This window comes from Flavobacterium cheonhonense (genome assembly GCF_035671315.1).
Taxonomy (GTDB): Bacteria; Bacteroidota; Bacteroidia; order Flavobacteriales; family Flavobacteriaceae; genus Flavobacterium; species Flavobacterium cheonhonense.
This window is the reverse complement of record NZ_JAXAVY010000001.1, coordinates 209861-235203: the sequence shown is the minus strand read 5'-3', so window position 1 is coordinate 235203 and position 25343 is coordinate 209861. Positions and strand designations below refer to the sequence as shown.

Below are 25343 nucleotides of genomic sequence, written 5' to 3'. Positions count from 1 at the left end.
CCAATCGGGGCTAAAAAGTAAACGAATCAAAAAACTCAGCAACTCGGTCACTCAGTGACTCAGCAACTTTAAAGATGACACGAGCTAGAAGAGCGACTGCATGAGACCGATAAAAAACAATATAAACGACGAATGAAATATTTCCACGAAAAAATCGAAGCCAAATGGCAACAGTACTGGGCCCAAAACCAAACCTTTGCTGCCGCTAACAATTCAGACCAACCCAAGTATTACGTACTCGATATGTTTCCGTATCCTTCCGGAGCCGGCTTGCATGTTGGGCATCCGCTGGGTTACATCGCTTCCGATATAGTAGCGCGTTTCAAACGACACAAAGGTTTTAACGTATTGCATCCGCAAGGGTATGATTCTTTTGGGTTGCCGGCCGAGCAATACGCCATACAAACCGGTCAACATCCTGAAAAAACCACTCGTGAAAATATCGCCCGTTACCGCGAGCAATTGGACAAAATCGGTTTCTCCTTCGATTGGAGTAGAGAAGTACGCACTTCTAATCCCGATTATTACAAACACACGCAGTGGATTTTTATCCAGTTGTTTAATTCTTGGTACAACAACGATACTAACAAAGCTGAGGACATTGCCACGCTAATCGCTATTTTCGAAAAAGAAGGAAATGTAACAGTTAATGCCGTTTGCGACGATAATATTGCACCGTTTACCGCAGCCGAGTGGACGGCTTTTACCTCCGAACAACAACAAAAAATACTATTGCAATACCGCTTAACCTATTTGGCCGAAACCGAAGTCAACTGGTGTCCGGCTTTAGGAACCGTTTTAGCCAACGATGAAATTGTAAATGGCGTTTCGGAGCGCGGCGGTCATCCGGTCATTCGCAAAAAAATGACCCAATGGTCGATGCGCATCTCTGCTTATGCCGAACGTTTATTGCAAGGTTTAGAGACTATTGACTGGAGCGAATCCATTAAAGAAAGTCAGCGAAACTGGATCGGAAAATCGGTCGGAGCATCCGTAAAGTTTAAAGTACAAAGTACGAACTACGAAATTGAGGTTTTCACAACAAGACCTGACACCATCTTCGGTGTAACTTTTATGACTTTAGCACCGGAACACGAATTGGTTTCTCAAATCACTACACCGGAACAAAAAGCCGCTGTGGAAGCTTATGTAGAAGCCACTGCCAAACGCTCTGAGCGTGAAAGAATGGCCGATGTCAAAACCATATCGGGAGTCTTTACCGGAGCTTTTGCCGAGCATCCGTTTACCAAAGAACCGATTCCGGTTTGGATAGGCGATTACGTGTTAGCGGGTTACGGAACCGGAGCGGTAATGGCCGTACCGTGCGGCGATGAAAGAGATTATGCGTTTGCCCATTTCTTCAAAGGACAAAACGGGATGCCCGAAATCAAAAACATTTTCAACCAAGATATTTCGCAAGAAGCCTTTGCCGCTAAAGAAGGATTTGAATTGGTGAATTCTGATTTCCTAAATGGATTGGGCTACAAAGAAGGCACTAAAAAAGCCATCGAAGCGTTGGAGCAAATCGGACAAGGAAAAGGCAAAACCAACTACCGTTTGCGCGATGCGGTTTTCTCTCGCCAGCGTTATTGGGGCGAGCCATTCCCGGTATATTACGTAAATGGTCTACCGCAAATGATTGATCCCAAACATTTGCCCATCGTGTTGCCCGAAGTAGAAAAATATTTACCCACCGAAGACGGTCAGCCGCCATTAGGCAACGCCACGGATTGGGCTTGGGATACGGTAAACAACAAAATAGTTTCTAATGAACTTGTCACCCTGAGCGCAGTCGAAGGGCAATCTTCAAACGGAGTTTATCCTTTAGAGTTAAACACTATGCCGGGTTGGGCAGGCAGTTCTTGGTATTGGATGAGATATATGGATGCACACAACGACGCCGAATTTGCCTCAGCCGATGCCTTAAAATATTGGGAAAACGTAGATTTATACATAGGCGGAAGCGAACACGCCACCGGTCACTTGTTGTACTCGCGTTTTTGGAACAAATTTTTAAAAGACAAAGGTTTTGCGCCAACCGAAGAACCATTCAAAAAACTGATTAATCAAGGAATGATTTTGGGGATGAGTGCGTTTGTATATCGTTCGGAAGATTCTAAAAAATTATATTCCAAAGGATTAATTTCGGGTGAAAAAGTACACCCAATCCATGTTGATTTGTCTGTCATCAACGACATCACCAACGAATTAGACATCGATGCTTTCAAAAATCATCCGTTGTATACAGATTATAAAGAGGCCGAATTCATCTTAGAAAACGGCAAATACATCGTAGGACGTGAAGTCGAAAAAATGTCCAAATCCAAATACAACGTGGTTAACCCCGATGACATTTGTAACGATTACGGTGCCGATACTTTGCGTTTATACGAAATGTTCCTTGGTCCGTTAGAACAAGCCAAGCCATGGAATACCGCGGGAATCACCGGAGTGTCAGGTTTCTTGAAAAAATTATGGCGTTTGTATTTTGACGATAACGGTTTGGTTGTGACCAACGACGAGCCGAGTGCCGACATGTACAAATCGCTTCACAAAACCATCAAAAAAGTAACGGAAGATATCGAGAACTTCTCGTTCAATACTTCGGTATCGCAATTTATGATTTGCGTTAACGAATTGGCTTCAATGAAATGCAACCACAGAGCGATTTTAGAACCATTGGCCGTACTTATTTCTCCGTACGCGCCGCACATAGCCGAAGAACTTTGGGAACAATTAGGCCATCAAGGTTCTGTTTCTACTGTTCCTTTTCCGGTTTACGAAGAGAAATACTTGGTAGAATCGGAAAAAGAATATCCGGTTTCGTTTAACGGCAAAATGCGTTTCACCATCAAGTTGCCTTTGGATTTAACCGTAGCTCAAATACAGAAAATCGTAATGGCAGACGAGCGTACCATCAAACAATTGGATGGCAGAACGCCTAATAAAGTTATTATCGTTCCGGGCAAAGTAATCAACTTGGTTGGGTAATAATTTGAGGGATAAGTAAAAAGGGATAAGGGAAAAGTGAACCAACTTTTGCTTTATCCCTTTTTACTTTTTACTCTTTATCTTCACCATTAGCCAACAAAACGTTAAATCCATTTTCAGCAGTAGTATCTCTTTTTATTTTTGAATAACTTAAAAACAAACCTTATGAAAAAAGTATTATTCACTTTAGTCTTATTGTCTTCTTATGTTGGTTTTAGTCAGGTGCAATCGTCAGATTCTACTAAAACCAAAAAAGTTAAAGTAGACGGTTATATCGGATTCAACGGTAACATTAACGACAACATGAATCTCAACAAGAAACTCAGCAATGCCGATTTACCGGAATTGGACAGTTTTGTACCCGAATTGACTTTTGGGTTGAATTTCTTCGGTAAGCAGTATTCCGGCGATGTTGAGTTTGGTTTTTTGTTTGCCAAACCTGAGAAAGACAACAACGAAATGAAATATCGTGGATTCAATACCCGCATGAGAGTACATTATAATTTGGTGAACAAAGAGAAGTTTGCTTTCACCACCGGACTTTCGTTGGCCTACATGGGCAGTCAATACGATATTTATTCCAAAAACAACACCATTGACTTAAACGATTTAGATCCGAACAGCAATAGCGGACACGTGAGTTTTAACAATCAAATGTTGTATTTCGGTCCATCGGTTTCGATGTACTTGTTTAAAAAATCGAGTTTTGAGGTGAAAGTCAACGCCGGTTATGAATTTGCCTTAACCCGCGGACGTTATGATTCGGAATTTGGTAGCGTTTTGAATAATATCGGCGAATCAGGGAACAATCGTTTTGTATTCGGAATTACTTTGTTGTAGTGACAAGCTGTCATTGGTTTAGGTTTGGCGCACCTTTTGAAGCAAGTTTAGAAACTTAAATTCAGAAATTATGTTAGGCTATTATATTTTAATCGGTTTGATTGCTTTGGTGAGTTTTGCGGTAAGTTCAAAACTCAAAAGCAAGTTTGAGGAGTATTCCCATTTGCAGTTGCGCAATGGCATGAGTGGTGCCGAAATTGCCACTCAAATGCTACACGATCACGGCATATACGATGTGAAAGTGATTTCTACACCGGGCCAATTGACAGACCATTACAATCCAACCGACAAAACGGTTAACTTAAGCGAAGGCGTTTACAACCAACGCAATGCTGCCGCTGCCGCCGTAGCCGCTCACGAATGCGGTCATGCCGTACAACATGCCACAGCTTACAATATGTTACAGTTGCGTTCGCAGTTGGTGCCTATTGTTAATGTAGCTTCCGGTATGTCGCAATGGTTAATTATCGGTGGTTTAATTTTAGGCGCAGCCGCCGGTTTAGGTCTAGGATATTACATAGCTGTAGCCGGATTGCTTTTGATGGCGATCGCTACTGCTTTCAGTTTTATTACTTTGCCGGTAGAATACGACGCCAGTAATCGTGCTTTGGCTTGGTTAAAAAACAAAAACATGGTGAGTCAGCAAGAATACGCCGGTGCCGAAGACGCTTTAAAATGGGCCGCCCGAACGTATGTAGTCGCCGCGATTGGCGCATTAGCCTCGCTTTTGTATTGGGCGATGCAAGTTTTCGGAGGTTCCAGAGACGAATAAAAACAAACCCGTTACGAGAGTAGCGGGTTTTTTATTTAAAAAATTTTGAAGTGCAGACACAGAAAAAGTAGTGACCATATCAAAGGATGAATCAAGATACAATACAATCTCGATTTTCCCGGTTCTCGGTAGTATTTATAGATATCTTTTAGTAACAAAATTATACTGATAGGAATTAATAATAGGAACAAAAAGAAACCCAATCCCGGAGTACACGGACCGCTTGGAGCCATTTTGTCGCCAATAAGTATTGCAATTACATAAACCACATAGAACAAAATCCATTTCAACTCTTTTCTCATAACTTTTATTTCTTTAACTCCCAACTTTTAACTCCTTACTCTGAACTAGAGCTGAATCTGTCGTTCCAATTGCTGTTCTAAAGAAATAAAAGTCTCCGTTCTTGAAACGCCTTCGATGGGTTGGATTTTTTTGTTGAGCAATTGCATCAGGTGTTCGTTGTCGCGACAAATAATTTTGATGAGAATGCTCCAGTTTCCGGTGGTGTAGTGACATTCCAATACTTCAGGGATTTTTTTGAGTTCTCTTACGGCGTCGGCATTGCTCGAGGCTTTGTCTAAATAAATGCCAATGAAGGCCATGGTTTTATAGCCTAACACTTTATTGTCTATCACCACTTTAGAACCCGAAATCACACCGGCTTCTTCGAGTTTGCGCAAACGTTGGTGAATGGCGGCACCGGAAATCCCGATTTTGTTGGCGATTTGTAAAATGGGCTTTCGGGCATCTTCCATAAGATCGCGGAGGATTTCTTTGTCGATACCATCAATTTCTATTTGTAGTTGATTTATTTTCATGACTCAAATATTTAAAGTAAAAATAAGGATTTACTTTAAATGTTTAAACAAAAAAACCAAAATCGGTTAAGATTTTGGTTTGTATAAGAAGATTTGCTGAAGGTAAAATGGTTTGCCGACTAGCCCTGATGGGAGTGGCACGAAGTAAAACGGACAGCAGGAATTACGCTGCCAAAAATGCCCGAGCCATTCGCTTCTCAGTAACTCAGTTGCGCTGTTAATTCCCTAACAGTCGATCCGGATTGTAGCCTACATAAGGCATTTCGGTTTCTTTGAAAACCACGCCGAAGGTTTCCAATTCATTTAAGATTGGGTTGTACACTTCGGGACGGATGGGCAGTTGTACACCCGGCGTTTTGATGTTGCCGTTGAGTATTTGCAAGGTCGCCATAGCCACCGGTAAGCCTACGGTTTTGGCCATAGCGGTATAGGTTTGGTCGTCGCCGATGCAAACCATTTTGGAGTCGATTTGTTGGCGCTTGCCATTGATTTCGTAGCCGAATTTGTGGTACATGACAATCATGTCTTTGTCTTCGGGTTGTAGTGACCAGCTGTCGTTGAGGATGCGTTCGAGGATTTGCGCCGGTGTGGCATTTTTGAGTCCGACCTTTTTATTCGGGTTGAACAAATCCAGTTCTAGGAGTTTGTCCCACATGATGTCATCTTGCTCAATACCCAATTGCAAACGGGTTTTGATTTCCACCGAATCGGTTGGCGAATACGGTAGGAACGAATTGATGAAATCGCGGTAACTCATGTTTTCTGAGTCTTCCATTACATAAGTGTCATCGGTCATGCCCAATTGCACAAACATGTTCCAAGCTTTCGAAAACCCTACGCGACGAATGGTACCGCGGTACAAGGTGAGTACATCGTCTAAGCCGTATACGCTGTGGTATTTGAGGGAATCACGGTTGGCGTAACCTTCAAATTTGCCGTAGCCTTCCACTTCCAGGAATTCGGTTCTGCGGAACAATTTGTGGTACGGAATGTATTTGTATTTGCCTTCTTGGATGAATTTGGAAGCACCACCTTGACCGGCCAACACCACATTACGCGGTGCCCAAGTGAATTTATAGTTCCACAAATTGGTATCGCTTTCGGGCGCTACTAACCCCCCGCAGAATGATTCGAATAAAATCATTTTGCCGCCTTTGGCTTTGATGTCGTCTATGACTTTCATCGCGCTCATGTGATCGATACCCGGATCAAGTCCGATTTCATTCATAAAAATCAATCCTTTGGCTTTGACTTCGGCATCTAAGCTTTGCATGGCATCGGATATATAGGAAGCCGTAACCATGTTTTTTTGGAAGGCTACACAATCTTTGGCTACATCGATGTGCATGTGTGCCGGTAACATAGAAATTACGATATCGGCTTTTTGGATTTCAGCTTGGCGTTGGGCTTCGTTGTTGATGTCGAGCGCAATTGCCGTAGCGTTGGGATGGTTATTGGTTTTGCGTTGCGCCAATTCTAACGATAAATCGCCTATGGTTAGGTGTAAATTTTCTTCGTTGGATTTGTTTAAAAGGTATTGTATCAAAGACGATGCGGAACGACCGGCACCGATAATCAGAATTTGTCTCATGCGTTTGTTTGTTGTTGGTCACAAATGTATGAATTTGATTCTAACAAAAAAGCCCATCGTTTCGGATGGACTTTCAGTTATTCTAAACCTTCGAGTTCTTCGAGCTCTTTTTTGGCTTCTTGTTTGGTTTCGATTTTTTGTTGTTCAAATTGGGTATCGGTAGCGACTTCGTCTTTAACCAACAAAGTTTTGCCTAATACTACAGTTGAGCATAATGCGGCAATTGTTAAAATGATTTTAGGGAATTTCTTCTGACTGTCTTCTGATTTTTTTAAAGTTAGTAAACCAAATACGAATGCCAGTCCAATAGGCAAAAAGGCCAAAGTATCTAGCGGTAATATGGTAAAGGCGATACCTAAAACACCAAAAACAACGGATAAGATTAAAAATAGTTTTCTCATATGATAGGTCTTAAATGCCCGAGGCAGACGTTAGTGTTAATTGTCCGGTGCCGACAGGAATACTGAATTTGAGTAAGGCAGGAATTTTGTTAGCGTCAGCGGTCAGCCAAATTAGATTTTTGTCTTTGCCTTTTAAAGCATCCGTTTTGGCGCTGATAGACAATTTGTAACATTCTTTTTTGCCCAAATTACCGGCGTTTACGGTTTCTTTCCCCATAAATTTAAGGGTAACCGGAATCTGTTTTTCATCAAAAACAATCATTAGATTTTGGGTTTGTCCCACTTTGAATTTGCTGAAATCGAGTGTTCTGACTTTATACAAAAGCGAAATCACATCTTGTGTTGAAGCGCCAATGGTGAATTTTTTTTGGGTTTCGGGTTTGTTTTTTCGCTTTGTAGTGCTGTTTACCGTGTTGCCTTTGAATGCATATTTTTCCTTTTTGGTATAGCCGCCTTCGTCTATGCTTCTTTTGTACAAACTGGGTTTTAGGTTTGCGGGGTTAACATAAGACTCATAAATGTCTCTGATTTTAAAAAACGAGTCCCATTTGCTGTAAGTAGACAATTCACAACTCAAATGCAAATAGGCATTTTTGGAAGTCGATACGGTTTCGGTGCTCATGGTTACCTGTGCCAATTGCGTCATCAATCCGCTCATATTATAGGAGCCGGCATATACTAATTTTTCTCCTGATTTAATTGCCTGACCAAAACTTAAGTTAGAAAAACCTAAAACAAATAGGCAAACGCCCCAAATAATCTTTTTCATAGTTGAAAATTAAGTTGCAAATATAAAATTTTAAAAAAGGTCAGCCATAAAAGAAAAGTGAAATTACTTCGATTTGGAATTGAAATAACGGATAAATTTGCAGAATAGTATACAACACAAAACCTATGGAACGAAAAATCATAAGCTCCGCCTTAATTTTAGGAATCACAGCAATTATTTTGGGTGCATTCGGAGCACATGCCTTAAAAAAAGTATTGACAGAGGAAGCATTAGTAACTTTTGAAACCGGTGTGAAATACCAAATGTATCACGCGCTGTTTTTACTTTTTTTGGGAACAACCGCCTTGGTATCGGATGTTGTCAAAAAAAAGGTGTTTCAGTTGGTAGTTGTGGGTGTAGTTTTCTTCTCCGGATCTATTTATGTTTTGGCTACTCGAACCATTACCGGAATTGATTTCAGACCGTTGGGTATCGTTACTCCAATCGGCGGAGCCTTGTTAATATTGGGCTGGACAGCTTTGTTGTGGAATTTAACACTTCGAAAAAAATAATATTCAGAGAAAAAAATAGTTTCTGAAATTTAATTTTTACCTTTGTACCCTGTTTCATAATACAACACAAACTCAATTTTATGGAGAACTACGCTCAAATTACGAAATCGATTTCGTTGGACCAATATGGTATACAAAACGTTCAAGAAATCATTCATAATCCCTCTTTTGACCAATTATACAATGACGAACTAAATCCGAATTTAGAAGGTTACGAAAAAGGACAACTTACAGAACTCGGAGCAGTAAACGTGATGACCGGAGTATTTACCGGAAGATCACCTAAAGACAAATACATTGTTAAAGATGCTGTAACCGAAAATACCATTTGGTGGAATTCTGAGAAGGCAGCTAACGATAACAAACCTATCTCACAAAACACTTGGGAAGCTTTAAAAGAAACGACAGTTAGTCAATTATCCGGAAAAAAATTATATGTGGTTGACGCTTTTTGCGGCGCCAATGAAAATACCCGTTTGAAAGTTCGCTTCATCATGGAAGTGGCTTGGCAGGCGCATTTTGTTACCAATATGTTTATCCGTCCTACGGAAGAAGAATTAGCTAATTTCGGTGAGCCTGATTTTATTGTCATGAACGGTTCCAAAACTTCTTTCAAAGATTATGCGGCTCACGGATTGAACTCTGAAGTGTACATCGCTTTCAATTTAACCGAAAAAATGCAATTGATTGGCGGTACTTGGTATGGTGGTGAGATGAAAAAAGGAATGTTCTCGATGATGAACTACTACTTACCATTGCAAGGAATTGCTTCAATGCACTGTTCTGCCAACAAAGGAAAAGACGGCGATGTGGCAGTCTTTTTCGGATTATCAGGAACGGGAAAAACCACTTTGTCTACAGATCCTAAACGCGAATTAATCGGCGATGACGAGCACGGTTGGGACGATGAAGGCGTTTTTAACTTTGAGGGTGGTTGTTATGCTAAAACCATCGATTTGAGTCAAGAAAACGAACCGGACATTTACGGAGCGATTAAGAGAGATGCCTTGTTGGAAAACGTAACGGTTGATGCCAACGGTGCCATTGATTTTAAAGACGGTTCGGTAACCCAAAACACCCGAGTTTCTTACCCGATTTATCACATTCAAAATATTGTTAAACCGATTTCTAAAGCCGGTCACGCTACCAAAGTAATTTTCTTAACAGCGGATGCATTTGGCGTCATGCCACCGGTTTCTAAATTAACACCGGAGCAAACACAATATTACTTCTTGTCTGGTTTTACGGCCAAGTTAGCCGGAACGGAAAGAGGTGTTACGCAACCGGAGCCGACTTTTTCCGCTTGTTTCGGTAAGGCGTTTTTATCCTTACATCCAACGAAATACGGAGAAGAATTGGTAAAGAAAATGGAGGAAAATAACGCTACAGCTTATATGGTTAATACAGGTTGGAACGGAACCGGAAAACGTATCTCTATTAAAGATACTCGTGCTATCATCGATGCTATTTTAGATGGTTCGATTGAAAAAGCGGAAACCAAAACAATTCCGGTCTTCAATTTGACAGTGCCAACTTCGTTGCATGATGTGAATTCTGCTATTTTAGACCCGAGAGATACATATGAGAACGCTGCAGATTGGAATGCCAAAGCAACCGATTTAGCCTCAAGATTTATTAAAAATTTCGCTCAATATACCGATAACGAGCAAGGGCAAAGCTTAGTAAAAGCCGGGCCTCAGGTATAAACAAACCAAACTAACTAACCAAAGAAAAAGCCATTCGATTTTGAATGGCTTTTTTATTTTGTAACGGGATTGTTAATTATTTTCCTTTGTTGGCTTCGGCTATGTATTTTTCTAAAGCCATGGTCATTGAAGGTGTTTCCGGAGTCGGAGCCAAGATGTCAATGCGCAAACCGTGTTCTAAAGCTTCTTTTTGAGTAGTGCTTCCGAAAACAGCAATACGGGTATTATTTTGTTTGAAATCAGGGAAGTTTTTGAACAACGATTTGATTCCGGTTGGACTAAAGAAAGCCAATACATCGTAGTACACATCGGCTAAATCAGACAAGTCGCTCATTACGGTTTTGTAAAACGTAGCTTGAGTCCAATCTACTTTTAAATTGTTTAAAGTTTGCGGCACATCATAATTCAATTGATCTGAAGCCGGCAACAAAAACTTTTCTTCTTTGTATTTTTTGATTAGTGGAGACAAATCAGCAAAATCTTTTTGTCCCACATATATTTTGCGTTTGCGGTACACTACATATTTCTGCAAATAGAAAGCAATAGCTTCCGATTGGCAAAAGTATTTTAAATCTTCCGGAACTTTGTAGCGCATTTCCTCAGCTACTCTGAAAAAATGGTCTACGGAATTTCTGCTGGTTAAAATGATGGCCGTATAGTTGTTGAGGTCTATTTTTTGAGCTCTAACGTCTTTTGCACTTACTCCTTCTACGTGAATAAACGAGCGGAAATCAACTTTTACCTTATGTTTTTGTTGTAACTCAAAATAAGGTGAGTTCTCTACTTTAGGCTCCGGTTGAGAGACCAAAATTGTTTTCACTTTCAAATTTGACATTTTAATGTGCTAAATTTTTTGTAATCAAATAATATATAAAATAGTACGGTGCTATTTCAAGTGCGCAAAGATACAAAATAAAATAAAACAACTTGCCGATAAGTAAGTTTTGATAAATCTTTAAAGAAACTAAGTAAGAATACAAGTTTATTATTAAAATGATACCAATAATGCAAAAAAGCAGCACATTTGATGTGTTGTTGCTGTAAAACATATAAATGTTTAGGGGAAGAATCAGCAAACTGATGAAGGTTCTGTAGCTAACTTTTTGCAAATTGAGTTGTTCGGCAAATTCTTCAATGTTGAATACCGTGGCGATAATCTTCTCGATAAGAAACTTAGAAAGTACAAAAACGCCGAAAAAAGTAAAGATTCTGATGAATAACAGCCAATCGGTTTTGGATACATAACCAAAATGACTTAACGCCATCTGTATAAAAAATGCAAAAGAGATGTTCTGAACCACAAACAAGAGAATGGTAAAACCACTCATTAAATGTGACGGATCTTTGTAGACTTTGATGTATTTATCCGAAACTAAAATCTTCAAAAAATCGTTAAAACGCGTTTCAAAGGCTGTTCGGGTAATGGCAATTAAGGCAAAAGAGAAAACGAAAAGATAAGTTGCCCAATCTTTTGCATCGATTACCCTTGGTTCAAAAACAATTTCCGTCATATATCCGACAAAATTACTAATTTTTTATTTGTTAAATTATTATAATATTATTAAGATGAAGCACTGATAAAAAGTTTATTTTTGCACAAAGTATGACTGCATCTTTATGAGCGACGGCATTGTAATTATCCCGACCTATAACGAAATTGAAAACATCGAAAGTATCATTCGAGCCGTTTTTTCATTACCAAAATCTTTTCACGTTTTAATTGTTGATGACAATTCTCCGGACCAAACGGCGGCTAAAGTCATCGAATTGCAAAAAGAATTTGAAAACCGTCTTTTCCTCGAAGTGAGAAAGAAAAAAGCAGGCTTAGGCACAGCTTACGTTCACGGTTTTAAATGGGCTATGCAAAATCAATACGATTATATTTTTGAAATGGACGCCGACTTTTCTCACAATCCCAACGATTTAGAACGATTGTATGAAGCTTGTGTGAACGGTGCTGATTTGGCTATCGGTTCTCGCTATGTTACTGGTGTGAATGTGGTGAATTGGCCACTTAGCAGAGTGTTGTTGTCCTATTTCGCTTCGGTGTATGTGCGCATGATTACCGGTATGAAAATTATGGACGCCACGGCCGGATTCATTTGTTACCGACGTTCAGTATTGGAAAAAATTAATCTGGATGCTATTAAATTCATCGGTTACGCCTTTCAAATAGAAATGAAGTACCGTGCTTTTGCTAAAAATTTTAAAATTGTGGAAGTACCGGTGATTTTTACCGATCGCACCAAAGGCCAGTCTAAAATGAGTGGCGCCATCATTAAAGAAGCTATTTTTGGGGTTATCTCACTCCGAATCAGGAAGTTTTTAAACCGATTATAAATTACCGAAAATGAATACCGTTTTAATTAAAAATGCCAAGATTGTAAATGAAGGAAAGATTGTATTAGGTGATGTTTTGATTGAAAACGAATGGATAGTCGAAATAGCCGAAAACATCAGCCCTAAATCGCCCGATTGCAAAATCATTGAAGCCGAAGGCCAATACTTGATGCCCGGCGCTATAGACGATCAAGTGCATTTTCGCGAACCTGGATTAACCCACAAAGGCACTATAGCTTCCGAAAGTCGTGCTGCTGTTGCCGGTGGAATTACCTCTTTTATAGAACAACCCAACACGGTTCCGAATGCAATTACTCAAGAACTTTTAGAAGACAAATATCAAATTGCCTCTACAAGATCATTTGCGAATTATTCGTTTATGATGGGTGGCACCAATGATAATTTAGAGGAGTTGTTAAAAACCAATCCTAAAAATGTTGCGGGAATCAAGCTTTTTTTGGGTTCGTCAACCGGAAATATGCTGGTGGATAACCAAGAAGCCTTAGAGAAAATATTTTCTTCTACCAAAATGCTAATCGCGGTTCATTGTGAAGATGAAGGAACCATCAGAGCTAATTTAGAACGGTATAAAGCTGAGTTTGGCGAAGACATACCGGTGGAATACCACCATTTGATACGAAGTGAAGAGGCTTGTTATTTGTCGTCTTCCAAAGCTATTGAATTGGCTAAAAAAACCGGTGCTCGATTGCACGTTTTTCATTTGTCTACGGCTAAAGAAATGGCTTTGTTTACCAATAAAATTCCGTTAGAGGAAAAACAAATCACAGCTGAGGTTTGTATTCATCATTTGTGGTTTACCGATGCCGATTACAAAACCAAAGGCAATTTGATTAAATGGAATCCGGCTGTAAAAACGGAAGCCGACAGAGACGCTTTGTGGAAAGCTTTGTTGGATGACCATATTGACGTAATTGCCACCGACCATGCGCCACATACTTTAGAAGAAAAACAACAAGTGTATACCAAAGCACCATCGGGTGGACCATTAGTGCAACATGCTGTAGTGGCGATGTTTGAAGCACACCACCAAGGCAAGATTTCGATTGAAAAAATAGTGGAAAAAATGTGTCACAATCCAGCCAAAATTTTCAAGATTGAAAAACGCGGATTTATCAAAAAAGGCTATTATGCCGATTTAGTTTTGGTAGACACCGCTATGCCTTGGAATGTTAAAAAGGAGAACATCTTAGCACAATGCGGATGGTCGCCTTTTGAGGGCTATAACTTTAAATCGAGAATTACCCATACTTTTGTAAACGGAAACTTAGTGTATCACAATTTTAAAGTCAACGACCAACCGTTTGGAAAACGATTGCTGTTTGACCGTTAAACTATTGAAAATGTTGCACATGCTTAAAATTTTAAAGATGCGTTTAATAACCCTTTTGCTGGCTTTTTTATTGGTTTTTGTTGGTTGTACTACTGCGGTAGAAAAACCTAAAAAGTTAATTGAAAAAGATAAGATGGTCGATATCTTGTACGATATAGCTTTGCTTGAAGCTATAAAATCGCAAAATGTAAATGGCGGCATCAGTTCCAAAAAATCCAATGAATTTTTGTTCAAGAAATACAAGATTGACAGTTTACAATGGGAAGAAAACAATAAATATTACGCTTCTGACATTGAAGAATACAAAAAGATGTACGAAGAAGTAAAGAAGAGAATTCAAGAAGAAACTACAAAAGCCAATAGCACTTCCGCCCAAGGCGCTCCGCCATCCAGCCCGGAGGAACCGATGGTGCGATAGTTATTTTTGGTGTAAACGAACCACTTCGGCTATAACCGATTCAATGCGTTGGAATTCAAAATTCAACGCATTTTTTATTTTGGCATTCGAAATCGTGTCGGAAGACAAAAGCGATCGGGTACTGTATTTAGACAACCTTCTTTTGGTGTTGAAGAAAGTCGCCGAAAGCCAATCCAAGCGCCAACCTACAGACAACATCCAAGGTTTAGCCTCTAATTTTGGTTTTTGGACACCCAACTTTTCTGCAATTAAAAAGATGATGTCTTTGAAGGTTCGATTTTCGGCTATCACAGAAAATCGTTCTCCCGAAATTGCACTATTCATGAGCTGTATCATGACCGAAGCTACATCGGTGGCGCTTACGTAGCCCGTAGCGCCATTGGTGTAAAAAGGAAATCCTTTTTGAACAGCAGAAAAGAAAATACCGCTGCCTTGTTGCCAAAAACCGGCTCCGAAAATTACGCCCGGATTAACAATCACTACATTTAAACCTTCTTGCTGACCGCGCCAAATTTCCATTTCGGCTCCGTATTTAGAGATGGCGTAATCGCTATGCAGGTATTCCGGATTCCATTCGGTTTCCTCTGTTATAATGGTTTCGTTGGGTTTTAAATCGCCTAAGGCCGCAATAGAACTCACATGACACAGTTTGCTCACTTTAGAGTCTATACAAAAGTTCACGATGTTGGCCGTGCCTTCGATATTGGTTTTGCGGAGTTTGTTTTCGTCTTTCGGGTTGTAGGAGATGAGTGCGGCGCTGTGGTAAACATGTGTTACGCCTTGAAAGGCTTTTTCCAAAGACGGCACGTCGATAATGTCGCCTTCCATCCATTGGATTTTGTCGAATTGGGCTTCCTTGCCATACAATTGGAACAGTGATTGGGTTTTGCGGATGTTTTTTTCGTTTCGGTAAATGGCCCGAATTTCCGTCTCGTTTGCCGTTAATTGCAACAGCAAATGCGCGCCTACTAATCCGGTTCCGCCTGTGACTAAAATCATTTGGTAAAGATAATTAGATTGTTAGATTTTTAGATAATTAGATTGGATAAAAAGTACACCTTTAGTCATTCTTTTAGCCCTGATGGAAGCTACTACCGTGTAGTGCGGACAGCAGGAAAATGGATTCCCGATAAATCCCGAGCCTTTCGCTTCTAAAATTCCTAATTCTGTTTATCTTTGCGCTCATTAGAGAAACAATTACGAAATGAGGAATTTAGTAGCAGAATTGCAATGGCGTGGCTTGGTTCACGATATGATGCCCGGAACAGAAGAGCAACTTTTAAAGGAAATGACCACGACCTATATTGGGTTTGACCCGACCAGCGATTCGTTGCATATTGGGAGTTTGGTACCGATTATTTTGTTGGTGCACTTGGAGCGTTTTGGTCACAAGCCGATTGCTTTGGTTGGTGGTGCTACGGGGATGATTGGTGATCCTTCGGGGAAATCGGACGAGCGCAATTTGTTGGATGAAGCGACTTTAGAAAAAAATGTAGCCGGGATTAAAGCGGTGTTATCTCGTTTTTTAGACTTTAATTCGACGGCGGAGAATGCGCCGATTTTGGTGAACAATTACGATTGGATGAAGGATTTTTCGTTTATCAATTTTGCGCGTGATGTGGGGAAAAGAATTACGGTAAATTACATGATGGCCAAGGATTCGGTTAAAAAACGTTTGAGCGGCGAAAGCGGCGAAGGGATGAGTTTTACCGAGTTTACGTATCAGTTGATTCAAGGATACGATTTTCATCATTTGTACAAAACGCATAATTGTTTGTTGCAAATGGGCGGAAGCGACCAATGGGGCAATATTACTACCGGAACAGAGTTGGTGCGCAGAATGAATGGCGAAGGCGCGAAGGCGTATGCGATGACATGTCCGTTAATTACCAAAGCCGATGGTTCAAAATTTGGAAAATCCGAAGGAGGTAATGTTTGGTTGACGGCGGATAAAACTTCGGTGTACAAATTTTACCAGTTTTGGTTGAATACTACGGATGTTGATGCAGAGAAATACATTAAGATTTTCACTTTTTTAGATAAAGACACGATTGACGCTTTAATTGCCGAACATCAAACCGCGCCGCATTTGCGTGTGTTGCAAAAACGTTTGGCGGAAGAAGTAACCACTTTTGTTCACGGTAGAGAAGAGTTGGAGAAAGCGATTTTTGCTTCAGGTGCTTTTTTTAGTCCGACGATGGACGATTTGAAAAAATTAGACACCAAAACGTTTTTGGAAGTGTTTGAAGGCGTGCCGCAAGCAGCAGTTGAAAAAGCGGATATTGCCAACGGTTTGGATATGATAGCCGCACTTTCAGCCAAGACCGGTTTCCTGGCTTCAAACAGTGAAGCGAGAAGAGAGTTGCAGCAAAACGCGATTTCTTTGAACAAAGAAAAAGTGACTGCGGATTATGTGATAACCGAAAATGACTTGATTAACGGTCAGTTTTTGATGCTGCAGAAAGGAAAGAAAAATTACTATTTAATTAAAGTGGTATAAATAAAAAGGAACCGATGAGGTTCCTTTTTTTATTCGCCTAAATTGATTTCCATTTTGTTGGATGTAAACCAGCCTTTGGTTAAGGTTTTGTCTTTTAAAAGTTCCTTTTTCTCTGCTTCGGAAAAACTCATTAGTAGCTCTTCGGTCATTAAGTTGATATGGAGTTCAATAAAATGCTTTTCTTTTTCTTCTATGTAATACTCTATAACATCGTTTCTATGGTATCTTCTTTTGTCCCAGACCAGAATTGACCTGAAGTGTTTGGTTTGATTAGCCTCCATATTTTGAATGTGCTCTAAGAATCCCTCTTTCTTGATTTGAGATAATTGTTCCGGAGTTCTGGATTTTATGTAAGTATCCACAGAATCAATATATCGAGTATAGTCGGCTTCCGATTTAAAATACCTAATATTACTATTGCCGGTTAAAATGCCGTTGGCTTCAATGGCCGTGTCATTTTCATAAAGCTTGTAGTACACATTGGGACGGAGAGAGCCGGCTCCGATTGGTATTACCTCTTTCGGATCTAAGATAAAAGTGATGGGTTTGTTGGTAAGATTGGTTAGGTGGTAATGTAAAACAAATTTTCTTTCGGTTTCATTGGAATTTAATACCGATAAAGAGTCGATTTTTATTTCGATAGGTTTTTCTTGTCCAAAAACGGTAATAGCGAAAAAGAGACAGACAATCAATTTCATAATGGCATTTTGTTTAGAACGAAAAAAAGCCAATTTTATTACAGTACCATTAAATTACAACCACGAATGTCAGAATGATCAAAACGACCCAGGACTTCGAAAGCGTTGTTGGGTTGTTTTTTGCCCAAATCTTGCGTGGCGATGAAGGAACAAGAGTTGATGTTGGCCAAGTCAATGATGTTGATACCTCCGGTTTTGCAGTAATCCACATAGCTTAACGCATCTTCGGTGTCTCGGATTAAGATGTGCATCCAACTCGGGCATTCGAAAATACCGTTGCCTAAGGAATAGGCTTGCGAGAGCAATTCGGTCATCCCGTATTCTGAATGGATACTTGGAACGCCAAAACCACTGCATAGGATTTGGTGCAGTTCTTCTCTAATCATTTCTTTGCGTTGGCCTTTCATACCGCCGGTTTCCATAATGATGGTGTTTTTGAGCTGAAAGTTTTGCTTTTCGATTAGGTCGAGCAAGGCATAAGTCACGCCTATTAAAATTACATTTTGGCCTGAGTTATCCAACTCAATCAATTTCGAAATCAGTTCGTCGTAATTGTGCAGGTAAAAGCCGCTGTGTTCGTTGTTAGATAATTCGATTAAATCTTTTACCATATAAATCAGCGATGAACCACTGCGCTCTAAATAGGATGGAAGCAAGGCCAAAACCGCATAGTCTTCGATATTGCCGTAGCATTCTGAAAAGGCTAAGCGATAACTTTGTTCGTATAGTGAGACATCGGTGACTAAATGTTGGCTGGTAATCATTCCGGTAGTTCCGCTGCTAGTGAAGGTTTCTTGGATTTCGTTGGTGTTTGAAACGACTTCATGACTTTTAAAAAACTGTATGGGTAAAAACGGAATTTGTTGCAGCGATTTTACTTTTTGTACATCGGTTTTTAAGAAGTCGCAAAATTCCTTATAGACCTTGTTGTTTTCGTATTGGAAACGAAACACCTTTAGCGCTATTTTTTCAAATTGCTTGTGCGAGGAAATGGTAAATATGTCTTGTGGATGAACCAAAGTGTTTAAAGATTTAGCGCAAAAATACGGAAAATAAAAAAGGCCCTAACGTTCATTAGGGCCTTTTTGGTATTGTTAGGATTGGGATTATTTAATCACCAATTTAGTAGTAGCTGTTTTACCTTCTTCAGTAATTCTAACCACGTAAACACCGGCGTTTAATCCGTTAACGTTGATAGCGTTATCAGCCGTTGTAGTGTTTAATACTTGTTTGCCTAATACATCAAAGATAGCAACGGTTTTCTCTCCGTTAGCAGCAGTTTCGATGAATAAAGTACCGTTAGCAACCGGATTAGGATACACTTTTAGACCAGAGATTTGGTTTTGAGTAGTGCCTAAGGTAAAGTTAGCTGTAGTATCGATTCTTAATTCGTCAGCTATAACTGTTGGGGTGATTGCTGGACCATCTTGTCTGAACATAAATCCACCCAAGTTCGCAAAAGCTGTAGCAGGAGTAACACTTAACACTGGTGAAGCACTTCCTCCTATAGTTGGATTAATGTATAATGACAAAGCATTATCAGCAAAATCATATCTTAAAACTACATACTGAATGTCGCCAGCATTGTATAAAGTTGGATCCCAGTCTGTAGCAGTAGCACCTGTTCCTAAACCGTATTGGTATTGAGTGCCGTTTTTACGAGTCCAAATTCTGGCATTAGTCGAAGCACCGGCTGCATCAGTAAATAATGCAAAATAGTTACTAGTTAAGTCGGCTGTAACGTTGGCTAAATCAGATACGGTTACAATAAATGAAGCAAAGATTGAACCTGCATTAGTGCTGGTGAATAATGTTCTTGATTCTCCACCTGTACCTGAAAAAGTAATTGAATTTCCTGATGATGTGATACCGGCATAAGATAAACTTCCGCTTGCAATAGTAATATTATCGCCTGAATTTACTAATGACCATTTTTGTTCAGCATTTAATGAACCGCCAACAGTGTATGGGAATGAATCTGTAAAAGGCAGCGTGTTTACCGGTTTACATTCGGGAGCAGTAACGGTTTTTGTTAAGCCACATGCGCCACTAACGGTTAAAGTTACGTTGGTGCCTTCAGGGATGTTGGTGATGATAATATTACCTTGGGCTGTAGTTGATGGATTGTCGCCACCAATAGTTCCGGCATTAACTGATAAATTGTATGAACCGGTATTTCCACCTGTAAAAGGAATAGTAGCAGTGTAAGTGTCTATATTCAAAGTTGTAGCATCACAAACAGCAGTTTCTGCATTTAAAGTTAAGCTACAAGCAGCAGCGCCAAACCAAGTAGTAAATACTTCGATTTCGTCAATAGTAATATTTTGTGTAGCGGCATATTGTCTTAAAAACACTCCTCCGATACTGGCTGTTCCACCACCTGTTGTAGTATGTTCAGGGGTTCCTGCGGCAGCTTCAGTAGCCGGAACTCCTGAAGATTTAACCCAAATGCTGGCAGCACCGGCTGCAGTTACGTCATATTTTACTATAATAAGGTAGGTAGTATTCAAATCGAAATCTGTAGGAGTAGCTGCAAATGAAGCCGTACTTGTGTTTGAGATTCCAAAATTAATTTTACCGGTTGTAGTTGACGGTTTTACATAAATTCTGGCTGCAAATGTACTTGGAGCAGTTCCTAAATGCGCAAAGTAACCTGCATCTCCGGAAGTAACATTTACTAAAAATGAGAAATACAAAGATCCTGACGTTACAGCGGCAGCAAAAGGCTTGTTGATGTCTTCCCCAGTGTTGTCGAGTCTCGCTGCATTGTTGGCAACGGTATTGTAACCTGTGTAGGTCAATCCGTTAGATGCACCAACATCAACGGCATTAGTTCCAGCACCACTGTGTGCACTCCAACCATTTGCAGTCAATACAGCATTGTCCGGATAATTAAAATCTTCTGTCAATACTTGTCCGAAAGACAAAGTGCTTACAGTAAGTAATAATAAAGAGTAAATTTTTTTCATTTTTTTTAAGTTTATTTAGCCTACAAATATAAGCACAATATTTGTTTGCCGAAAATAAGAGCGTAAAAAAATGATTAAAAAAAAGTTAAACCTACAAAGTTTAACTATCTGACAATTAGTTTTCTAGTGGTAGTGGTGTCTCCTTCGGTAATTTTGATAATATAAACACCCGGCGGAATAGTGCTGATGTTTAATTCGCGAGAAGAAATAGTGGTTTGTAGCACCTTTTTACCCAATACGTCAAAAATTAAAACCTCTTTGTCCAGACTAGTTTTTGAAGTGATGTAGATTTTTCCGTTGCTTACCGGATTTGGATAAAAACCAAGCGTTTCTCCTTGTTGCTTCCCATCCTGAGCAAAAGCGCCGAGAGAGAACAAGCAGAAAAATAAAATGGTGTATATGTAGTTTTTAGCCATGATAAAAATTTGGTTAAGACAAATGTATAAAAATAATTTCAAATATTGTACCAAAAAAAACTCCTTCTTGTTGGGAAGGAGTTTTTTATAGTTATTTTTTTATTATTGCGATAAAGTCCAGCCGGTGGCCCAAGATGGTAAAGCTGTATCGTTTCCTGCACCAGTTGCAGTAGTTGTTCCTGTTAGTAAAGCGCTTACATCAGCTGATGAGGCATCAGTCTTTTTGCCTTTAGTGTTTGTTGCAATATCTGTAAATTCATAGTTAGTCACTTTTAATGCTGTGCCTACAAAAGCAATTGTCTCATCGTGCTCAACATCTACACCGGTTTTCCAACCACTTAAAACTACATTGGTGAACAAAGCTTTGGTTCCTCTTCTTAATTTTAATCCTTGGTTTTCTGTGTAAATTACTGCATCTGCTGTACTGCCCGGACCAACTAATGTCAAGTTTGTGATTGATGGATTAGATATAGGAGTGTTGGCAAATCCGAATTCATAATTGTCTGCTTCAATTCCTCTGTTTCCTCTTCCGAAAGCAAGTTTGCCGTACCAGTTGGTGTTGGTTCCGTTCCAACCTTCAGTCCAGTCAAATTGATCGTCTTCATTTCCTAAAGAAACTAAGTTAGAAGTGTTTACAGTTCCTCCGAAAAATTCAAATCCGTCGTCAGAACCGTGGTAACATTGCACATATTCAAAAATAGTTCCTGAACCTACTCCGAATAAAGATACACCATTGAATTCTTTAGTAGCACTAAAGTTAGCTCCTGTATATTCTAATCTTAAGTAACGGATTGAACCTGAGTTATCGTTAGCAATAGTTCCACCATAAGTTAAGTCGGCCACTTCAGATTGTGCTGTACTAGCTCCACCACTTACAGTATTGATAGGTGCTTTTCCGCAAATTACTAATCCTCCCCAATCACCAGGTGCAGGAGTAGTATTACCACTGGTCATGATAACCGGATTGTTGGCTGTACCGTTGATGAAAATTTTCCCACCTTGTGCAACGGCAATATAAGCAGCGGTTCCGCCGGTAGCATGAATTTCTGTTCCTGCCGGAATGGTTAAGGTAGCGCCGTCTCTTACTACTAAAGCACCGGTTAAATTGTAAACGGTGTTGGCATTCAATATTACTTCGCCATCATTAATGTTCCCTTTAAAATCAGAAGGATTAACTTCAAAACTTGATGTAGGTCCGTTGTCATCAGAAGTCGAACAAGCCGTTAGTAAACCGGCTACTACTGTTAAAATTCCGAAAGCTTTTAAGATTGTTTTTTTCATTTTGTTATTGTGTTTTTTGTTGTTTAAACTCTGATACAAAAATCAATCAGCAGTGTTTCTTTAAAGTTAAGCGAGTATGATACTTAGATTATTAAAACAATTTCTAATATTATGCGAATGTTTCCTGTGTTAATTCAATTTATATCAAAAAAAAAGGAGCAACTCTGCGTTGCTCCCTGGTATTTTTAGAATTGATAATTAAGACCTAAACTGATAGCGATCCCTTTTCTGTAAGAGAGCACGTTTACATCTCCCGAACTGTTTTCTTGCACACGGTTAATGGCAGGATTTAAAAGGTTTCTGGCTACAAAACCAAGGCCTAAGTTTTTATTGAACTTTAATTTGGTTACAAAATCCAATGAACCAAAAGCTTTGTCCACTTGATTGCCTCGTCCGTTAGTTCCGATAGAATATAAACGATCAGAGAAATGGGTAAAAGCAATTGTGCTGGTTAAGCTGCTTTGTTTTTCATTCCATTCTTTCAAGAATGAAATATCTGCATTTAGTAACAAATCAGAAGCTCCCGTTAATCTGCTTTCTTTTTCAGTAAAATCAACATTGTAATCTGTTTCGCGAATTACTTTATTAGAATTTAATTCTTGGTTACTATATAAATAAGAAGCATTAACTCCCGCACTAAGTTTTTGGGTGTTGTTTTCATCGAAATTAAACAATAGCTTTCTGTATTCTACTTCAGCACCGGCTACGTAACCGAAATCACCGGTATTTACAAAAGAAACGTCATTGGTAGAAGATACAATAGTTACTTCGTTGATAGGGTTCTGAATGTATTTACCAAAAGCGGTAACCGAAATTACTTCTTCGTTTTTAGGGAACATTTCCCATTTTAAATCGATGTTGTAATCGTCTGATTCATACAAATAACGGTTTCCGATTTTAGTTTCGTTTACTTCTTCGTAAATGAACAACGCTCTTTCTTTAAATTGCGGTAAAGTGTAAGTTTTACTCAATCCCAAACGCAAGTTTTGTTTTTCGGTTACTTCGTATTTTAAAGTCAAACTCGGCAAGAAAGCCATTTTGTCTAATTTGTCGTCGTCACCGGTTGGATCAAGTGAAGTATTCCAAGCCACTTCTTGCAACAAGTATTCTGCTCTTAATCCAAGGAAAGCTGTTAGTTTGTTAAACTTGTATTCTGTATTTAAATAACCACCACTAACCAATAAATCTCCTGTGTAAAATTGAGGTTTTGTAGCATTGGCTACTTGTGCATTCCCACGGAAAGTAGAGATTTCGAAAAAGTTATTGTTGTAGTTTGTTGCGTTGAAAAATGCATCCAAGTTATTAATATCAACAACATCTCCGGTATGGTTGTTATTCGGTTTGAAGTTGAATTGCGTCGCTTCAAAATCACGTTGTTTGATTTTGGCAGAATAACCCGCAGTGAATTTTCCTTTGTAATCGCCTTCAGCATTTTTGTTGAATTTGTAGTCGATAGCCAAATGAGCTGCGATTTCATTTTCTTCCAATTTTTGAAAGTAACGGTGGTTATTGGCTGCCGATTGTCCTAGTAAAATATAACCGAAATCATATTCGTTTAAGATGTTTTGCGTTCTGTCAGGTTGGTCACCGGTAATAGTGTTGTAAGATACGCCCCAGTTGAATTTAGAACGTTCGGTTATTTTGTGCTCTCCTAAAAGTTGGTTGATCCAAAGGGTGTTTTTGTCGTATTTATTTCTACGAACAAAACCGTTATTGTCTTCACCACCATCAACAAAATAACCGCGATATTCTTCTTTAGAAAGAGAAGAAGTGTTGATTAAAACCGAGTTGAAATTGATTTTGTGACTTGCATTAATCTTGTAAGCGGCATTGATCATACCGGTAAAATTGGTGCTGTAATTCATCAGGGTAAAAGTTTCCCAATCTTTATTTGCTACACCCATACCGTTGATACTTTTGGCACTACCGTCGGTAATGGCATTGTATTCATTGCTGTAATTGGCTGTACCAAAAAGGCTTAGTTTTCCTTCTTTTCCGATATCGAATGATTTTCCTCCTGAAAGACCAATAGAGCCGGCAAACGGATTTCTGTCTTCTAACTGCAACGTACTGAAGTTGTATTCGGTTAAAGCATTACCGGGAATTGATTTAGACCCGAAACCGGTAGCATTATAACCTTTTTGTAACTGAAAATTGTCTTCAGCTACGGCATTGGTGTTGATTTTTGAACCAATATCCACTTTAAAAAATCCTTTTCCTTTGTATTCTTTAGAAACGATATCGACGTTTCCTCCGGCAAAATCTCCAAACAATTTACTGTTGTATACTTTATCAATACCAACAGATTCTACGATGTCAGTCGAGAAAATGTCTAAAGCAATATTCTTTTTCTCCGGATCGTTGGACGGAATCGGTAAACCATTTAAAGTAGTCGAGTTGTATCGGTCACCCAAACCACGCACAAAAATATTTCCTGAACCTTCTTGTTTGGTGATTCCGGTAGTTTTGGTTACAGCAGTAGCCACATCACTAACTCCTTTTCTGGATAATTCCTGCGCTCCAATACTTTGTTTGATTTCAACGGCATTTTTTTGTTCTAAAAGTAAAGCCGATTCTTTTTCACGACTCACCACTTTCTGAATTACTACATCTTGTAATTGATAACTTCCAGAGCCTAATGCTTTGTTGATGGTTAAAGTTTCGCCGGCTTTCACTACAATTTTTTCTTCTATGGTTTCATAACCTAAAAAGCTGAATTGTATGGTGTAAGTTCCGGCTTCAATGTTCAAGCTGTATTTACCGGTTTCGTTGGTTGTTACGCCTATGTTTGTTCCTTTAATAATAACATTCGCAAACGGTAAAGGCTCATTGTTTAAATCTTTATCCGTCAAAGTTCCACTTACGGTTCCTTTGTTTTGGGCAAAACTTATAAGGTTGATTAGTAATAAGGTAACAATTAATTTAAGTTTCATTGTAGTCGTGTTTAATTTTGGTGCAAAGAAACTATCG

The 25343-nt window shown here is 39.3% G+C and carries 22 protein-coding genes; 9 read left to right on the top strand and 13 right to left on the bottom strand.

What is annotated here, in order from left to right; translation table 11 throughout:
• Positions 1 to 132: 132 nt before the first annotated feature.
• From leuS to SK086_RS00990, 3 genes are all read left to right on the top strand, one after another.
• Complete coding sequence (leuS, locus tag SK086_RS01000; RefSeq protein WP_324689097.1) at positions 133 to 2991, top strand: leucine--tRNA ligase; 2859 nt, start codon at positions 133 to 135, stop codon at positions 2989 to 2991.
• Positions 2992 to 3156: 165 nt separating this feature from the next.
• Entirely contained in the window at positions 3157 to 3831 is a 675-nt protein-coding gene (locus tag SK086_RS00995) for a hypothetical protein (RefSeq protein WP_324689095.1), read from the top strand.
• A 70-nt stretch (positions 3832 to 3901) separates the two neighbouring features.
• The gene (locus SK086_RS00990) at positions 3902 to 4603 is read left to right on the top strand and encodes a zinc metallopeptidase (RefSeq protein ID WP_324689093.1); all 702 of its coding nucleotides are present in this window, start codon (positions 3902 to 3904) and stop codon (positions 4601 to 4603) included.
• Positions 4604 to 4950: 347 nt separating this feature from the next.
• On the opposite strand, the gene SK086_RS00985 is transcribed toward SK086_RS00990, so the two are convergent.
• The 4 genes from SK086_RS00985 to SK086_RS00970 all read right to left on the bottom strand — a co-directional run bounded on the left by SK086_RS00985 (position 4951) and on the right by SK086_RS00970 (position 8182).
• A complete protein-coding gene (locus SK086_RS00985; protein ID WP_290874052.1) occupies positions 4951 to 5421 on the bottom strand; it encodes an Lrp/AsnC family transcriptional regulator in 471 nt (156 codons plus the stop codon).
• A 217-nt stretch (positions 5422 to 5638) separates the two neighbouring features.
• Positions 5639 to 7012 carry a saccharopine dehydrogenase family protein gene (locus SK086_RS00980; protein ID WP_324689090.1) on the bottom strand — a complete coding sequence of 458 codons (1374 nt, stop codon included), beginning with the start codon at positions 7010 to 7012 and terminating at the stop codon, positions 5639 to 5641.
• Between the two features lie 77 nt (positions 7013 to 7089).
• Positions 7090 to 7413, bottom strand: coding sequence for a hypothetical protein (locus tag SK086_RS00975; protein WP_290874046.1), 324 nt, complete (start codon positions 7411 to 7413; stop codon positions 7090 to 7092).
• 10 nt (positions 7414 to 7423) lie between these two features.
• Positions 7424 to 8182: a DUF3108 domain-containing protein gene (locus tag SK086_RS00970; RefSeq protein WP_324689087.1), complete on the bottom strand. Its 759-nt coding sequence runs from the start codon at positions 8180 to 8182 to the stop codon at positions 7424 to 7426.
• 125 nt (positions 8183 to 8307) lie between these two features.
• Between SK086_RS00970 and SK086_RS00965 the strand changes: the two genes are divergently transcribed.
• On the top strand, positions 8308 to 8694 hold the full coding sequence (locus tag SK086_RS00965) for a DUF423 domain-containing protein (RefSeq protein WP_324689085.1): 387 nt from the start codon (positions 8308 to 8310) through the stop codon (positions 8692 to 8694).
• An 80-nt stretch (positions 8695 to 8774) separates the two neighbouring features.
• Complete coding sequence (gene pckA / locus SK086_RS00960) at positions 8775 to 10400, top strand: phosphoenolpyruvate carboxykinase (ATP) (RefSeq protein WP_324689083.1); 1626 nt, start codon at positions 8775 to 8777, stop codon at positions 10398 to 10400.
• 76 nt (positions 10401 to 10476) lie between these two features.
• Here the strand turns inward: pckA and SK086_RS00955 are convergent, their stop codons facing one another.
• Together SK086_RS00955 and SK086_RS00950 are read right to left on the bottom strand one after the other, a co-directional pair.
• The gene (locus SK086_RS00955; RefSeq protein ID WP_290874035.1) at positions 10477 to 11226 is read right to left on the bottom strand and encodes a uroporphyrinogen-III synthase; all 750 of its coding nucleotides are present in this window, start codon (positions 11224 to 11226) and stop codon (positions 10477 to 10479) included.
• A gap of 10 nt (positions 11227 to 11236) precedes the next feature.
• Positions 11237 to 11911, bottom strand: a complete 675-nt coding sequence (locus SK086_RS00950; protein WP_290874032.1) for a DUF4271 domain-containing protein — start codon at positions 11909 to 11911, stop codon at positions 11237 to 11239.
• 106 nt (positions 11912 to 12017) lie between these two features.
• Here SK086_RS00950 and SK086_RS00945 point away from each other — a divergent pair, with 106 nt between their 5' ends.
• Genes SK086_RS00945 through SK086_RS00935 form a run of 3 tightly spaced genes read left to right on the top strand, consistent with a single transcriptional unit; the run spans position 12018 to position 14509 of the window.
• A complete protein-coding gene (locus tag SK086_RS00945; protein ID WP_324689078.1) occupies positions 12018 to 12740 on the top strand; it encodes a polyprenol monophosphomannose synthase in 723 nt (240 codons plus the stop codon).
• Between the two features lie 10 nt (positions 12741 to 12750).
• The gene (locus SK086_RS00940; RefSeq protein ID WP_324689076.1) at positions 12751 to 14091 is read left to right on the top strand and encodes a dihydroorotase; all 1341 of its coding nucleotides are present in this window, start codon (positions 12751 to 12753) and stop codon (positions 14089 to 14091) included.
• Between the two features lie 19 nt (positions 14092 to 14110).
• Positions 14111 to 14509 carry a DUF4296 domain-containing protein gene (locus SK086_RS00935; protein WP_324689074.1) on the top strand — a complete coding sequence of 133 codons (399 nt, stop codon included), beginning with the start codon at positions 14111 to 14113 and terminating at the stop codon, positions 14507 to 14509.
• On the opposite strand, the gene SK086_RS00930 is transcribed toward SK086_RS00935, so the two are convergent.
• The gene (locus SK086_RS00930; protein WP_324689072.1) at positions 14510 to 15508 is read right to left on the bottom strand and encodes an NAD-dependent epimerase/dehydratase family protein; all 999 of its coding nucleotides are present in this window, start codon (positions 15506 to 15508) and stop codon (positions 14510 to 14512) included.
• Positions 15509 to 15713: 205 nt separating this feature from the next.
• Here SK086_RS00930 and tyrS point away from each other — a divergent pair, with 205 nt between their 5' ends.
• On the top strand, positions 15714 to 17009 hold the full coding sequence (tyrS, locus tag SK086_RS00925; RefSeq protein ID WP_324689070.1) for a tyrosine--tRNA ligase: 1296 nt from the start codon (positions 15714 to 15716) through the stop codon (positions 17007 to 17009).
• A 29-nt stretch (positions 17010 to 17038) separates the two neighbouring features.
• Here the strand turns inward: tyrS and SK086_RS00920 are convergent, their stop codons facing one another.
• The 6 genes from SK086_RS00920 to SK086_RS00895 all read right to left on the bottom strand — a co-directional run bounded on the left by SK086_RS00920 (position 17039) and on the right by SK086_RS00895 (position 25306).
• A complete protein-coding gene (locus tag SK086_RS00920; protein WP_324689068.1) occupies positions 17039 to 17707 on the bottom strand; it encodes a hypothetical protein in 669 nt (222 codons plus the stop codon).
• A 38-nt stretch (positions 17708 to 17745) separates the two neighbouring features.
• Positions 17746 to 18726, bottom strand: coding sequence for a LuxE/PaaK family acyltransferase (locus tag SK086_RS00915; RefSeq protein ID WP_324689066.1), 981 nt, complete (start codon positions 18724 to 18726; stop codon positions 17746 to 17748).
• A gap of 87 nt (positions 18727 to 18813) precedes the next feature.
• Complete coding sequence (locus SK086_RS00910) at positions 18814 to 20676, bottom strand: T9SS type A sorting domain-containing protein (protein ID WP_324689064.1); 1863 nt, start codon at positions 20674 to 20676, stop codon at positions 18814 to 18816.
• 104 nt (positions 20677 to 20780) lie between these two features.
• Complete coding sequence (locus tag SK086_RS00905) at positions 20781 to 21092, bottom strand: T9SS type A sorting domain-containing protein (protein ID WP_324689062.1); 312 nt, start codon at positions 21090 to 21092, stop codon at positions 20781 to 20783.
• Between the two features lie 102 nt (positions 21093 to 21194).
• Positions 21195 to 22373 (bottom strand): hypothetical protein, encoded by a 1179-nt coding sequence (locus SK086_RS00900; protein ID WP_324689060.1) that lies wholly within the window; start codon positions 22371 to 22373, stop codon positions 21195 to 21197.
• Positions 22374 to 22558: 185 nt separating this feature from the next.
• A complete protein-coding gene (locus SK086_RS00895) occupies positions 22559 to 25306 on the bottom strand; it encodes a TonB-dependent receptor (protein WP_324689058.1) in 2748 nt (915 codons plus the stop codon).
• Between the last annotated feature and the right edge of the window lie 37 nt (positions 25307 to 25343).

Excerpts from the sequence above, each read along its gene's own strand:
- leuS (WP_324689097.1), top strand. The coding sequence starts at position 133 with ATGAAATATTTCCACGAAAAAATCGAAGCCAAATGGCAACAGTACTGG.
- SK086_RS00995 (WP_324689095.1), top strand. The coding sequence starts at position 3,157 with ATGAAAAAAGTATTATTCACTTTAGTCTTATTGTCTTCTTATGTTGGT.
- SK086_RS00990 (WP_324689093.1), top strand. The coding sequence starts at position 3,902 with ATGTTAGGCTATTATATTTTAATCGGTTTGATTGCTTTGGTGAGTTTT.
- SK086_RS00985 (WP_290874052.1), bottom strand. The coding sequence starts at position 5,421 with ATGAAAATAAATCAACTACAAATAGAAATTGATGGTATCGACAAAGAA.
- SK086_RS00980 (WP_324689090.1), bottom strand. The coding sequence starts at position 7,012 with ATGAGACAAATTCTGATTATCGGTGCCGGTCGTTCCGCATCGTCTTTG.
- SK086_RS00975 (WP_290874046.1), bottom strand. The coding sequence starts at position 7,413 with ATGAGAAAACTATTTTTAATCTTATCCGTTGTTTTTGGTGTTTTAGGT.
- SK086_RS00970 (WP_324689087.1), bottom strand. The coding sequence starts at position 8,182 with ATGAAAAAGATTATTTGGGGCGTTTGCCTATTTGTTTTAGGTTTTTCT.
- SK086_RS00965 (WP_324689085.1), top strand. The coding sequence starts at position 8,308 with ATGGAACGAAAAATCATAAGCTCCGCCTTAATTTTAGGAATCACAGCA.
- pckA (WP_324689083.1), top strand. The coding sequence starts at position 8,775 with ATGGAGAACTACGCTCAAATTACGAAATCGATTTCGTTGGACCAATAT.
- SK086_RS00950 (WP_290874032.1), bottom strand. The coding sequence starts at position 11,911 with ATGACGGAAATTGTTTTTGAACCAAGGGTAATCGATGCAAAAGATTGG.
- SK086_RS00945 (WP_324689078.1), top strand. The coding sequence starts at position 12,018 with ATGAGCGACGGCATTGTAATTATCCCGACCTATAACGAAATTGAAAAC.
- SK086_RS00940 (WP_324689076.1), top strand. The coding sequence starts at position 12,751 with ATGAATACCGTTTTAATTAAAAATGCCAAGATTGTAAATGAAGGAAAG.
- SK086_RS00935 (WP_324689074.1), top strand. The coding sequence starts at position 14,111 with ATGCTTAAAATTTTAAAGATGCGTTTAATAACCCTTTTGCTGGCTTTT.
- SK086_RS00930 (WP_324689072.1), bottom strand. The coding sequence starts at position 15,508 with ATGATTTTAGTCACAGGCGGAACCGGATTAGTAGGCGCGCATTTGCTG.
- tyrS (WP_324689070.1), top strand. The coding sequence starts at position 15,714 with ATGAGGAATTTAGTAGCAGAATTGCAATGGCGTGGCTTGGTTCACGAT.
- SK086_RS00920 (WP_324689068.1), bottom strand. The coding sequence starts at position 17,707 with ATGAAATTGATTGTCTGTCTCTTTTTCGCTATTACCGTTTTTGGACAA.
- SK086_RS00910 (WP_324689064.1), bottom strand. The coding sequence starts at position 20,676 with ATGAAAAAAATTTACTCTTTATTATTACTTACTGTAAGCACTTTGTCT.
- SK086_RS00905 (WP_324689062.1), bottom strand. The coding sequence starts at position 21,092 with ATGGCTAAAAACTACATATACACCATTTTATTTTTCTGCTTGTTCTCT.
- SK086_RS00900 (WP_324689060.1), bottom strand. The coding sequence starts at position 22,373 with ATGAAAAAAACAATCTTAAAAGCTTTCGGAATTTTAACAGTAGTAGCC.
- SK086_RS00895 (WP_324689058.1), bottom strand. The coding sequence starts at position 25,306 with ATGAAACTTAAATTAATTGTTACCTTATTACTAATCAACCTTATAAGT.